The sequence below is a fragment of the Hyphomicrobium album genome, from assembly GCF_009708035.1.
In the GTDB taxonomy this organism is placed as follows: domain Bacteria; phylum Pseudomonadota; class Alphaproteobacteria; order Rhizobiales; family Hyphomicrobiaceae; genus Hyphomicrobium_A; species Hyphomicrobium_A album.
In genome coordinates, this window is sequence record NZ_WMBQ01000003.1 from 26,896 (window position 1) to 38,717 (window position 11,822).

11 protein-coding genes are annotated in these 11,822 nt (G+C 65.7%); 4 read left to right on the forward strand and 7 right to left on the reverse strand.

Annotated features, from left to right (window positions below):
* Nucleotides 1-69: 69 nt before the first annotated feature.
* The 4 genes from GIW81_RS18475 to GIW81_RS18490 all read left to right on the forward strand — a co-directional run bounded on the left by GIW81_RS18475 (nucleotide 70) and on the right by GIW81_RS18490 (nucleotide 5,491).
* Complete coding sequence (locus GIW81_RS18475) at nucleotides 70-3,237, forward strand: helicase-related protein (protein WP_154740892.1); 3,168 nt, start codon at nucleotides 70-72, stop codon at nucleotides 3,235-3,237.
* Nucleotides 3,234-3,677 (forward strand): RNA-binding S4 domain-containing protein, encoded by a 444-nt coding sequence (locus GIW81_RS18480; RefSeq protein ID WP_154740893.1) that lies wholly within the window; start codon nucleotides 3,234-3,236, stop codon nucleotides 3,675-3,677. The genes GIW81_RS18475 and GIW81_RS18480 overlap by 4 nt, the downstream gene beginning before the upstream one ends.
* Nucleotides 3,678-3,764: 87 nt before the next feature.
* Nucleotides 3,765-4,103, forward strand: coding sequence for a ferredoxin FdxA (gene fdxA / locus GIW81_RS18485; protein ID WP_154740894.1), 339 nt, complete (start codon nucleotides 3,765-3,767; stop codon nucleotides 4,101-4,103).
* 428 nt (nucleotides 4,104-4,531) lie between these two features.
* Nucleotides 4,532-5,491 (forward strand): CarD family transcriptional regulator, encoded by a 960-nt coding sequence (locus GIW81_RS18490; protein WP_154740895.1) that lies wholly within the window; start codon nucleotides 4,532-4,534, stop codon nucleotides 5,489-5,491.
* A gap of 12 nt (nucleotides 5,492-5,503) precedes the next feature.
* Here the strand turns inward: GIW81_RS18490 and GIW81_RS18495 are convergent, their stop codons facing one another.
* From GIW81_RS18495 to GIW81_RS18525, 7 genes are all read right to left on the reverse strand, one after another.
* Nucleotides 5,504-6,466, reverse strand: coding sequence for a thermonuclease family protein (locus GIW81_RS18495; protein WP_154740896.1), 963 nt, complete (start codon nucleotides 6,464-6,466; stop codon nucleotides 5,504-5,506).
* A gap of 50 nt (nucleotides 6,467-6,516) precedes the next feature.
* The gene (locus GIW81_RS18500) at nucleotides 6,517-8,016 is read right to left on the reverse strand and encodes a calcium-binding protein (protein ID WP_324615113.1); all 1,500 of its coding nucleotides are present in this window, start codon (nucleotides 8,014-8,016) and stop codon (nucleotides 6,517-6,519) included.
* Nucleotides 8,017-8,420: 404 nt separating this feature from the next.
* Nucleotides 8,421-9,152 (reverse strand): arsenical resistance protein ArsH, encoded by a 732-nt coding sequence (gene arsH, locus GIW81_RS18505; RefSeq protein WP_154740898.1) that lies wholly within the window; start codon nucleotides 9,150-9,152, stop codon nucleotides 8,421-8,423.
* 50 nt (nucleotides 9,153-9,202) lie between these two features.
* Nucleotides 9,203-9,913, reverse strand: coding sequence for an MIP/aquaporin family protein (locus tag GIW81_RS18510; protein ID WP_154740899.1), 711 nt, complete (start codon nucleotides 9,911-9,913; stop codon nucleotides 9,203-9,205).
* The gene (locus GIW81_RS18515; protein WP_154740900.1) at nucleotides 9,910-10,431 is read right to left on the reverse strand and encodes an arsenate reductase ArsC; all 522 of its coding nucleotides are present in this window, start codon (nucleotides 10,429-10,431) and stop codon (nucleotides 9,910-9,912) included. Before GIW81_RS18515 ends, GIW81_RS18510 begins: the two co-directional genes overlap by 4 nt.
* A 12-nt stretch (nucleotides 10,432-10,443) precedes the next feature.
* Nucleotides 10,444-10,776 carry an ArsR/SmtB family transcription factor gene (locus GIW81_RS18520; RefSeq protein ID WP_154740901.1) on the reverse strand — a complete coding sequence of 111 codons (333 nt, stop codon included), beginning with the start codon at nucleotides 10,774-10,776 and terminating at the stop codon, nucleotides 10,444-10,446.
* A gap of 177 nt (nucleotides 10,777-10,953) precedes the next feature.
* A complete protein-coding gene (locus tag GIW81_RS18525; protein ID WP_195930701.1) occupies nucleotides 10,954-11,526 on the reverse strand; it encodes an invasion associated locus B family protein in 573 nt (190 codons plus the stop codon).
* Nucleotides 11,527-11,822 lie beyond the last annotated feature (296 nt).

Here is an 11,822-nt window from a genome sequence, read left to right on the forward strand (position 1 = left end):
TCGGCAATCATGCCCTTGATCTCGGCGGACGTCTCTGCGATGCCATCGCCAGAACGATGAGGAGGCCAGATGGCCAGCGACCTCGAAACGCGCATCCGCCATGTCACGGCGGTGCTCGGGCCGACGAACACCGGCAAGACCCACCTAGCGATCGAGCGGATGCTTGGCCACGAAAGTGGCATGATCGGCTTGCCGCTGCGGCTGCTCGCGCGCGAGGTCTACGACAAGATCGCGCATCGGGTCGGTGCCGATAAGGTTGCGCTCATTACCGGCGAGGAGAAGATCAAGCCGGAGCGCGCCCGCTACTGGGTGTGCACCGTCGAGGCGATGCCGCGCGACGTCGATGTCGACTTTCTCGCCATCGACGAGATCCAACTGTCGGGGGACCCCGAGCGCGGACATGTGTTCACCGATCGGCTGCTGCACGCGCGCGGACGCTCGGAGACGCTGCTGCTCGGCGCGCAGACCATGCGCGAGGCGATCAACGATCTGATCCCCGGCGCCAACTTCATCTCGCGCCCGCGCCTGTCGAAGCTCTCCTACTCCGGCCAGAAGAAAATCACGCGCCTGCCGCAACGCTCGGCCATCGTCGCCTTCTCGGCGGCCGAGGTCTATGCCGTTGCCGAGCTTATCCGCCGCCAGCGCGGCGGCGCCGCTGTCGTCCTCGGGGCGCTGTCGCCGCGCACGCGCAACGCCCAGGTGGCACTCTACCAATCGGGCGACGTCGACTTCCTGGTGGCGACCGACGCCATCGGTATGGGCCTCAACCTCGACCTCGATCACGTGGCGTTCTCGGCCACGCGCAAGTTCGACGGTCACAATCATCGCAACCTCACGCCGTCGGAGCTGAGCCAGATCGCCGGCCGCGCCGGCCGCCACATGAACGACGGCACGTTCGGCGTCACCGGCTCGGCCGATCCGTTCGACAGCGACACGATCGAGCGGCTCGAGACGCACAACTTCGAGAGCGTGCGCGTGTTGCAGTGGCGCACTCGCGACCTCGATTTCCGCACGCTGGAGGGCTTGAAGCAGTCGCTGCGCGAAATGCCCAACATCACCCGCTTGGCGCGCGCTCGGGCGGCCGACGACGTCGTGGCGCTCGAGACCGTGAGCGCCGATCGCGACATCGCCGCCATGACATCGGCCCCGGCCGCCGTCGCCAAGCTGTGGGAGGTCTGCCAGATCCCCGACTATCGCAAGATCTCCGGGCAGAACCACGCCGAGCTGGTCGCGTCGATCTTCGGCTATCTGATGAGCCCCGACGAGCACATCCCTGAGGACTGGTTCGCCAAGCAGGTGGGGCTCGCCGACCGCACTGACGGCGACATCGATACGCTCGCCAATCGCATTGCCCACATCCGCACCTGGACGTTCGTGTCCAATCGCGCGACGTGGCTGAAGGATCCGGAGCACTGGCAGGGGAAGACGCGCGAGATCGAGGATCGACTTTCGGATGCGCTGCACGAGCAACTGACGCAGCGCTTCGTCGATCAGCGTACCAGCGCGTTGATGAAGGGTATGCGCGACAAGGACGAGCTGCACGCCGAGATTGCCGCCGATGGCGCCATCAACGTCGAGAACCACTTCGTCGGACGCTTGAAAGGCTTCCGCTTCCAGCTCGACCCGGCCGCCGATGGCGTCCAGGGCAAGGCGACGCGAACCGCAGCGGCGCAGGTTGTCGGGCGCGAGCTGGCGATGCGCGCCCGCCGCGTCGCTGCCGCGCAGCCCGATGCACTGAGTCTCAGTCGCAAGGGCCGCATCTTGTGGCGCGAAGAAGAGATCGCGCAGATCGAGGCGACGGAAGACCCGCTGAAGCCGACGGTATCGCTGCTGGTCGACGAGCACCTGTCGGGCCCAGACAAGGAAAAGGTACAGGCTCGCCTCGAGACGTGGCTGACGCAGACCATCGGCGAAAGGCTGAAGCCACTGGTCGAGATCAGCAAGGCCGAGGACATAACCGGGCTCGGCCGCGGCATTGCCTTCCGCCTGCGCGAGAACCTCGGCATCCTGCGGCGCGAGACCGTGGCCGAAGAGATCAAGTCGCTCGATCAGAACTCACGCGCCCAGCTGCGCAAGTACGGCGTGCGCTTCGGTGCGTTCAACATCTACTTCCCGATTCTGCTGAAGCCGGCGGCGGCCGAACTTGTTCTGACGCTGTGGTCGCTGAAGAACGCCGGCGCCACCGGCGTGGACGCGTTGCCCGATCCGCCGCGCGCGGGGCTCACCTCGTTCAATCCCGATCCGGCCTGCCCCGAGGCGTTCTATCGCGCCTACGGCTATCACGTGTGCGGGCCGCGTGCCGTGCGCCTCGACATGCTGGAGCGCTTGGCTGACGTTATCCGTCCGCTGCTCGCCTGGCGCGGCACCAACGGCTCGGCACCGCCCAAGGGCGCAACCGGCGACGGCGGCTTCACGGTGACGCCCGAGATGATGTCGCTGCTCGGATGCTCGCCCGACGAGCTCGGCGGCGTGTTGAAGGAGTTGGGCTTCCGTCTCGATCGCCGTCCGATCAAGCCGCAAGTGCAGCAGCCCGCGACGGCGGCTGACGGCACCGAGGCGCCCGCAGCGCCATCTGGTGGCGCGGAGGCAGCGCCTGCAGTCGAGGCTCCCGCCACGACTGGTGAAACCGCGATGCCGGACGCCGATGCCGCGTCGCTCGTCGCCGAGCCCGTTGCGGTTGAGACGGCGCCTGTCGCCGAAGGGGCTGCGGCTGAGGCGACACCGGCTGCGGCACCGGCCGCCGATGCCGAGATCAAGTATGAGGAGGTCTGGCGTCCGCGCCGGCACCAGCGCGGGGAACGCCGGCCCGAGCGTCGCGAGCAGCGCAATCGCCAGCGCGGCGGTGGCCGCCAGGCGGCGGCGACGGCGGCGACGGCACCGCCGTCCACGCCGGCCGAGGCCGCGCCGGCTGCAGCGGCAGCGGCAGCGACAGGTGATGCACCCGCTGCTGCGCCCGCGCGCGAGCCAAAGCCCGAACGTCGCGACGATCGGCGTCCGCACGGCAAGGAGCGCGGGGAGCGCGGCCGGGAGCGCGATCGCGACGCGGCTCCGCATCGGCGTGCTCAGCATGGCGATCGCCCGCGCCGCGACGACCGGCGCAAGGACGACCGGCGCAAGGCCGAGGTGCACACGGCAGCCCCGCCCCGTCGCGGCGGCATCGATCCGGATTCGCCCTTCGCGGCGCTGGGCGCGCTGCGCGACGAGCTTGCCAAGCGAGGCAAGGAGTCCGGCACTTGAGCGCCGGGGCGGCAGACGAGGCGCCAGCGGCGCCCGGCACGCAGCGCCTCGACAAATGGTTATGGTTCGCGCGCTTCATAAAGACGCGTACGCTTGCCGCCGAGCTGGTGAGCGCCGGCAAGGTCCGGGTCAACAAGGTGCGCACCGACAAGCCAGCGCAGATCGTGCGCGCCGGCGACGTTCTGACCCTTACGATTAACCGGCGGGTCCAGCTCGTGCGGGTTCTGGGGATTGCCGAGCGGCGGGGCCCATCTGCCGCGGCGCGTTCATTGTATGAGGAATTGACAGCCGATGGCGTTGTCATCAAACCTCATTCGCCGCCGCCGGGCGTCGGCCGGCCACCCAGCGAGGTAAGTCCGGCCATGCGCCCGGTGGGGAGTGGGCGGCCGACCAAGAAAGAGCGCCGAGAGATCGATCGGCTCAACGGGAAGGCTCGCTGAGGCGGGCATGCCGGAGAGCCGTCGACCGACGGCGCACCAGCTAAGGCTAAAGCTCGCTGGTAGCGGGAAGTGATCCGGATCCAGGCAATGACCTACGTCGTCAACGAAAAATGCATTAAGTGCAAATACACCGATTGCGTCGAGGTCTGCCCTGTCGATTGCTTCTATGAGGGCGAGAACATGCTCGTCATCCATCCCGACGAGTGCATCGATTGCGGGGTCTGCGAGCCGGAGTGCCCCGTGGACGCCATCAAGCCGGACACTGAATCCGGCCTCGAGAAGTGGCTTGAGCTCAATCGGAAGTTTTCCGAGAGTTGGCCCAACATCACGTCCAAGAAGGACGCCCTCCCGGACGCCGACGCGCATAAGGACGAATCCGAGAAGTTCCAGAAGTACTTTTCCCCGGAGCCCGGCTCAGGCGATTAGCCCGCCTCCCGCAGCCGCGGGTTGTTGCGGCAAAATGCGCAACCTTTTCGCACCCTTTTCAGAATGCTTAGGATTCGGGCCCGTGCGGTAAGCCCCGCCACACCCTGCTTCAGGGCTGCCCTTCATTTTCAATGAACTTTATGTTACGCTGCTCCCAGATGATGCCCAAAACCAGGTACAGAGTCGGAACAGGAGCGAACAAAGAGTATCCGCTTTGCCGCCGAGGCAATGATCGGACCCTGCTTTGGTCCGACCATCAAGCGGTTTTGATCATTTCAGAGCACAAGTTAGGGCCGGTCAACGCTCCCTACGGCGACTCCGACCCACCATATGAACTCGGAGCGGCGGCGATGACGCTGACGCGCCGGGTTAACGCGCACCCCTGCGAGTACGGCTCATAAATCCGACGAGAAAGTGAGACGACCCCTATGGCTGACAAGAAAAAGGCGCCCGCCCGCTCGGCGAAGTCTACGGCTGCCGCCGGCAAGAAGGTTGGCCGCAAGCTAACCGCTGCGAAAAAGCCTGGTCGCCCGGAAGCGAAGCTTGTCGCGAAGAAGCCGGTGGGCAAAGCCCATTCACCCATCAAGGGTAAAAAGCCTGTGGCGAAGACAGCAGGAACCGCCGCGGGCGTCAAGCCGGTGGCGAAGCCTCTCCAGAAGCCTGTTGCGCATAAGCCAGCAGTCGCCGCCCCCGTGCGGGCCGTCGCCGCTGCGGTGAAGCCGTCGGGCCAGAAGATCACGGCGCCGATTCCTCAGCAGATGACGCCGAAGGCGGTGGCCGAGAAGGCCGCTGCGGCGCGCCAGCTGATGACGGCGCAGAAGAAGCCGGTCAGTCAGCGCCACGGCTTCAAGGCCAGCGAGTTCGTCGTCTACCCGGCGCACGGCGTCGGCAAGATCGTTGCGATCGAGGAGCAGGAGATCGCCGGCATGGCGCTCGAGCTCTTCGTCATCAGCTTCGAGAAGGAGAAGCTGACGCTGCGCGTGCCCACCGGCAAGCTGGCGAGCGTCGGCATGCGCAAGCTGGCCGAGGAGCCCGTCGTCAAGAAGGCGATGGAGATTCTCAAGGGCCGCGCGCGCGTCAAGCGCACGATGTGGAGCCGCCGCGCCCAAGAGTACGTCGCCAAGATCAACTCCGGCGATCTCGTCTCGATCGCCGAGGTCGTCCGCGACCTCTACCGCTCCGAGGCGCAGCCCGAGCAGTCGTACTCCGAGCGTCAGCTCTACGAGGACGCGCTCGACCGCATGGCCCGTGAGATCGCCGCCGTCGAGAAGCTCGACGAGCGCGGCGCGGTGCAGCGCATCACCGAAGTGCTCTCCAAGAGCGCGCGCGGCCGCCGCCTCGCTGCTGAGGCCGAAGGTGGTGGCGACGCGGAGACACGCGCGGCCTAAGCGGGCCGCGCATCAAAGATCGAGAGCGCCCGGTGCCGATGGTGCCGGGCGCTTTTCTTTGTCGGGCGCGGTCCCGGGGGCTTGGTCGCTGCTGGTGGCAGCAGCCGGTGGCGCCGGCGTCCGACCGGGGAGCCTCTCGCCGGCGATGGCGATTTGGCTCGGGTCCTCGATGTCGATGTAAGGCCCGTTGCGATACTGGATCCAGCCGCGGACCTCGACGCGCTTGCCCTCGAGACCGCTGAGCATTTGCTCTAGTTCGGGATTGGCGCGCAGCACGCGCGGCTCGATGCCGGCCGTGAAGTCGCGCCGCCAGTCGCTGCCGAAGTTGACGTACGTGCGCGCCTTGGTGACCGCCACCTTGGCGACCGTGCCGGCGACGACCTCGTAAGAATTGCGCCGGCGCAGGAGATTGCGCGTCGCCCGCGCGGAGCGCACCGCGTATGCCGCGCTGCCCCAGAGACCCGCAGCCGCGTCGCGGGCGACGCGCTCGTGAGCCATGAGCTCGTGCATGCACGCATAGCTGCCGGGGAGGCCGTAAGCGCGGGCGTGGCCGGCGGCGAGCATTTCGCCCTGCACCCAGACGCGCTCGCCGCCGTCCTCGACAAAGAGGTGCGCGAGCTGTCGGCCGTATCGATCGCGTGCGCGCCCCGAGGCGGCGATCGACACCGAGCGGCCTTGAACGAGCGCCTTCAGTGCGGCGATCGCCGCTTCCTCCGGCGGCCAGGGCTCGGCGCTCGGGCTGAAATCCGGTGAGCGCGGTGCCAAGGCTCCGATCAGCCGGACCTCCTGATGGTCATCGAGCAGCACCGTCTCGGAATCAACGACGCGCACGACGGAACGCGTCGGGCCCGCCTGCAGCGTGCATGTCTCGGTGTCCGCCCGCACGTCCTGCGCCATCACGGCAGCCATGCCGGCCAAGCCCGCGAGCGATGCAGCCGCGGCGGCAAGGCAGGTGATGCGAAAGGCGCGATGCATAGGCGGAAGTCCCCGCCGCGAGCATAGGGACAATCCGCCTCGGAATCTCGTCAGAAGAGGTCCTGAGCCGAGGCGCCGTCCTGCCAATCGGCGCCGAGAACCAGGCTGGACGCATCGTGGTCAGCCCCGGCGACAGGCCAAATGGCATGCGGCTGGTCGATGGCACGCAGCTCGATGTCCTCGCGCGTCCAGGGCGGCGCGTGGTCGAACAGCACCCGCTCGATGCCCACATGTGGCGAAGCAAAGTAGCCGCAAACGCGGATCGAGCCGTCGGCAAAGGCGAGCAGCAGGTCGTCGGCACCAAGGCGCATGACTCGAACATCGCCCGGCTCGATGCCGCCCGCGAGGACCAGCTCGTCGACCTCGGGTGCGCCAGACAGGTCGATGACCACGTCGTCGCCGTCGCCGGGCAGGTAAACGTAGCCGTCGCCGCCGGAGCCGCCGACGAGGATATCGTCCCCTTCGGCTCCGTACAGCGTGTCGTCACCCGCGCCGGCATCGATGACGTCGTCGCCACGACCTCCAACGATGCGGTCGGCACCGGCGCTGCCAGTCGAGGCGCCCGCCGGGGCTGCCAGACCTTCGACCGCGATTGAAGCAGTGCGGACGTCGTCGCCATCCAGTCGCGCATTCGGCGGCGAGACGCGGTCATCCTCGAGAAGATCGACACCCTTGCCGAGCACGATGCGATCGGTCTTGGCGCTCCACTGAATGCGCTCGACCGAGAACAGGTGGTCGACCCCGGTATCGAACACGGCGACGAAATTCGGCACCTTGTGGGGAATCCAGTGGCGATTGAAGGTTATCGTGACCTCGCCGGCTCCCGAGTAGTCGATGACGTCGGTGCCATCGGTGCCGTAGTCGAGCTGCGGCTGCCCGCCGTGCGCAATGTTGAACCCCGGCGACCAGCGGAAGATGTCGTCGCCTTCGCCGCCGTAGAACTTCTCGATCTGTTTTGGACCGGCGCTGCCGGAAAAAGTATCCGCGCCGCGACCGCCGAGCAGCGTCGTGAATCCGTGCTCGGCGTGCAGGCTGTCGTCGCTGCCGGTCCCCAGCAAGGTCGACATGCCGGGCGACAGATGCATGCCGTAGGGGAGCGTTCGCGTCGGATCGAGACCCGAGTAGTGCACGAGCGAGGCGATGGCCGACGACGAATTGACGGTCGGTGTCGGCGAGCCAGGCAGACCGAAGGCGATGTAGGGATAGTCCTCCGCCTCGATGTCGCGCGCGTAGCTCGCCATCGTCTCCCAGGCGCCGAACTCCTCGCCGGCATAGGGCAGCGCGCGGCTGCCGCGAAGCTCAGGCGTCCCAATCTTGTCGGCGAGCTCGGCGCGCGCGGCGAGATTGGCGGTGGCCAGCGTGGTGCGCCCGTCGGCGCCTTCGATCCCCAAATAGGTGCCGTCGCTGGTGGCGTCGCGCACGCCCTCCATGACGAACCAATCGTCTTGCGCGCTACGGCCGCTCTCGCCCGGCTCGAACACGAGTTGCAGATGGTCGAAGCCGAGGCGCCCCAACCCGTACATCTGCACGGGTACCCATTCGATGCGCACCCGCGGCAAGGTCCCCCTCCTCCCGATTACTCCCTCCCGATAGGCCGATCCGGCCGCGGAATGCAACCCAAGATTGCAGATCAGGGTTCTCGGACCTGGATCGGGTGGGATGGGGGTCGGGGCGCCAACAGGCTTGCGGAATGGCCAGACTTCCGCCATTAACCGCGTTTAGATGGAAGCAGGACTGCCAACTGCACCGTAATTTTCTTGCCACCGCGGTGGGGTTGCGTATCCGATTTCGTCTTCAAGCCCGGCTTCGGCCGGGCTTATTTTTTGCGCTCTCCCGACGTCCATGTGCCGTCGCGGAACGCTTCGTGCACCGAGGTCGCGAGCGTCCGGGAGCTACGCAATACAGCGTCGTCGTCGATCCCGGCCGGTGGAAGCCAGGCCGGAACCTGTGCCATTCAGATCGACTGAAGGTTGACACGACTGTGCAGCTCTTCGGCAGTCTCCTTGCGCTCGCTATAGCGGTCGACGAGGTAGGCGGCGCGGTCGCGCGTCAGCAGCGTGAACTTAATCAGCTCTTCCATCACGTCGACTACACGGTCGTAGTACGCAGACGGCTTCATACGTCCCGCGTCGTCGAACTCGTTGAAGGCCTTGGCGACCGATGACTGGTTGGGGATGGTCAGCATCCGCATCCAGCGCCCGAGCACCCGCATCTGGTTGACGGCGTTAAACGACTGCGACCCGCCGCTCACCTGCATTACCGCCAGCGTCTTGCCCTGCGTGGGTCGCACGGCGCCGACCGACAGCGGTATCCAATCGATCATCGATTTCATCACGCCGCTCATCGCGCCGTGGCGTTCCGGCGAGCACCAGACCTGACCCTCCGACCACGCCGCCAGATCGCGCAGCTCCTGCACCTTGGGATGCGTGTCGGGTGCACCGTCCGGCAGAGGCAAGCCGTGCGGATCGAAGATCTTAGTCTCCGCGCCGAACTTTTCGAGCAACCTAGCCGCTTCAAAGGTCAGCAGCCGACTGTAGGACTTCTCGCGCAGTGATCCGTAGAGCAGCAGGATGCGCGGCTTGTGCTCCGAGCGCGTTGCCACATCCAGTTTGTCGTGTGCCGGGATGTCGAGATGCTCATGCGCTACGTTGAGGAGATCATGCTTGTCGTCGTGCTTACCGCTCATACCGTACTATCTGCCTTCTTCTGGGCGACGACCTCGGTAGATGACGATGCTCATGATATTTCACCGGGGCGTTGCGGGGCAATTTGGTGTGCGGGTTGACGCGTCCCGAGAAGCCACCGCGTCACCAGCAAGCCAATCATGGCCCCCACGAGTTGGGCCGCGATGAAAGCCGGAACGTCCTCTAGCCGGATGCCGGCAAAGGTATCCGAAAAGGCGCGTGCCAGTGTGACCGCCGGATTTGCGAATGATGTCGAGGCCGTAAACCAGTAGGCGGCAGTGATGTAAAGGCCGACAGACACGGGGACGGCAGCCGGCCTAGCCTTCAGGGTCGCCAGGATGGTCAGCAACAGGCCAAAGGTGGCGATCCCCTCCGCGAACCATTGCCCCTGACCACTACGTATCTTCACGCCCGCCTGCCACAGCGGCAGATCGAACATCACGTGGGCGGCGCAGACGCCGACCAGCGCGCCCGTCAGTTGGGCGAGAACATACAATCCAGCATCTCGGCCATCGATGTCCCCGCGTAGCCAAAAGGCGCCGGTGACCGCCGGATTGAAATGGGCGCCCGACACTGGCCCCAGCATGGTGATCAGCACGATAAGGATGGCGCCCGTAGGCAGCGTGTTGCCGAGCAGGGCCAGCGCTTCGTTGCCCCCTGCCAGGCGCTCACCCATGATCCCGGACCCGATTACCGTGGCGAGCAGGAAGGCGGAGCCAATGAACTCAGCCGCCAGCCGCTGCACCAGTGTCGGGTTCGTCATCTCGTCGGCTCCGGCTCGGTGGCCTTGGAGCGCCCGATGTCGTCGAGACGACGCTGCAGTGAAATCTTGTCGAGCGATTGCAAGGGCAGGTTCACGAAGATGCCGATGCGCTGATACAGCATGCGATGCGTATCGGCGAAGGCGAACCGCTTCTCGCTCTCGTTGCCTTCGACCGCCGACGGATCGGCGACGCCCCAGTGGGCGCTCATCGGCTGCCCGGGCCATACCGGGCACACTTCGTTGGCCGCGTCGTCGCAGACGGTAAACACGAAATCGAGCCCGGGTGCGCCGGGAACGGCGAACTCTTCCCACGACTTGGAGCGCAGGTTCGACGTGTCGTAGTTGAGGCGCTGCAATAACTCGAGTGCATAGGGATGCACTTGGCCGCGCGGGTGGCTGCCGGCACTGTAACCCTTGAACTTGGTCCCGCCGAGTCGGTTCATGATGCACTCGGCGACGATTGAGCGCGCCGAGTTATGCGTGCACAGGAACAGCACGTTGAGTGGCTTATCGGCCATCTTTATCCTCCCTTACTTACACAACGAACGAGCTTTCTTGATGGGGCCGCACAGCTCCGGCCGTCCGTGGCAGCAGTCCTCGGTGAGGTAGGTCAGCAGCTGGCGCATCCCCTCGACGTGGATGGCGTAGCGGATGTAGCGGCCGTCACGGGTGCCGCGGATCAGCCCGGCGTGATCGAGCTCCTTCAAATGGAAGGATGCCCCTGTCGCGGTCGCGCCCACGGCCTCGGCAATTTCGGAGGCCGCCAGCCCGTTCGGGCCTTCAACGACCAGCAAGCGGAAAATGCGCAGCCGCAGCGGATGCGCAAGCGCTGCTAAAGAGGTGACGGCCTGGTTCTCATCCATGCATGCATACTACAAGGATTATTGCAGTATGCAAGCGATGCCCCTTACGCGTCCGTCGCCGTGTCTGCTGGTGCCCCCTCGCGCTCTTTGAGGTGTATCGTCGACGGCGGCAATTGCAGCCGCCTCTTGCTGTCGCGGCAACGATCATCGAAGACAGGTGCGTCGCCCTTCGTGAGGCTACATGAGCTTGGCGTAGGCTTCCTTGAAGCCGCTCAACGCGATGGGGATCGTGATCTCCTTCTTCTCCAGGCTCTTGAATGCGATGGTGAGGATCTTCCCCGACTGCAACGTCTTTAGGAGTGTGTCGTCGATGGGCACGCCGACGTAGCAACCCTTCTGGTCGCATGTCTGCACGGGCTGCTTCTGCGGCGGGTTGGTGTCGATCGTCAGCGAGACGCCGTCTGGCAAAAACATCCCGTGCGGCAAATGCAGCATCATGGCCGCGGTTTTGGAGTTCGGCGGGATGCGCACGCTGATCGACAGCAAGAGCTGACCCGTCTTCTGGATGGTGAGCGTCTGGATGGCCTCGCAGGACATCTGGTCGGGCAGACTGGCGCAATTGACGAGCCAGGGAATTTGCGGTGCTGCCGCGTCCGCTGCCGGCTTCGGGGGCGCTTCCTTCGCGGCCGGTGCTGCCGCCGGCGCTTTCGCGGCCGGAGCGGGTGCCTGAGCCCCTGCCGATGAGACCGACCCGCACAATACTGCGACGAATGAAAGAAATAGAACGCAGAGGCGAACTGTACGCGTCATCGGCGACCAATGATCTAGAGGGTACGGACTGAACCTACATCGCGTAGGCCAGGAACTTTTCGGGATCATGACAGTGATGCTCGGCCGATTGCCACCACGCCCGCCACGTAGGCGGCGAAGCATTTCCGCAACGTCACACTTGAATCGTCCCCGCGAGTGCTCGGCGCGCGAATGACCGCAATGCGTCGCTGCTAGGCACTGCCCCCTGTGTTGCTCTTATTTGCGGCGTAGGAGCGTGCCCCGTGCGTATTTTGTCTCGCGTGTTTCGCGGCTTAGAGTCTCGTCATCTGCGCTCC

What these genes read in the sequence shown, in the direction of transcription:
- GIW81_RS18475 (WP_154740892.1), top strand. Translation starts at nt 70, where the DNA reads ATGGCCAGCGACCTCGAAACGCGCATCCGCCATGTCACGGCGGTGCTC.
- fdxA (WP_154740894.1), top strand. Translation starts at nt 3,765, where the DNA reads ATGACCTACGTCGTCAACGAAAAATGCATTAAGTGCAAATACACCGAT.
- GIW81_RS18490 (WP_154740895.1), top strand. Translation starts at nt 4,532, where the DNA reads ATGGCTGACAAGAAAAAGGCGCCCGCCCGCTCGGCGAAGTCTACGGCT.
- GIW81_RS18495 (WP_154740896.1), bottom strand. Translation starts at nt 6,466, where the DNA reads ATGCATCGCGCCTTTCGCATCACCTGCCTTGCCGCCGCGGCTGCATCG.
- arsH (WP_154740898.1), bottom strand. Translation starts at nt 9,152, where the DNA reads ATGAGCGGTAAGCACGACGACAAGCATGATCTCCTCAACGTAGCGCAT.
- GIW81_RS18510 (WP_154740899.1), bottom strand. Translation starts at nt 9,913, where the DNA reads ATGACGAACCCGACACTGGTGCAGCGGCTGGCGGCTGAGTTCATTGGC.
- GIW81_RS18515 (WP_154740900.1), bottom strand. Translation starts at nt 10,431, where the DNA reads ATGGCCGATAAGCCACTCAACGTGCTGTTCCTGTGCACGCATAACTCG.
- GIW81_RS18520 (WP_154740901.1), bottom strand. Translation starts at nt 10,776, where the DNA reads ATGGATGAGAACCAGGCCGTCACCTCTTTAGCAGCGCTTGCGCATCCG.
- GIW81_RS18525 (WP_195930701.1), bottom strand. Translation starts at nt 11,526, where the DNA reads ATGACGCGTACAGTTCGCCTCTGCGTTCTATTTCTTTCATTCGTCGCA.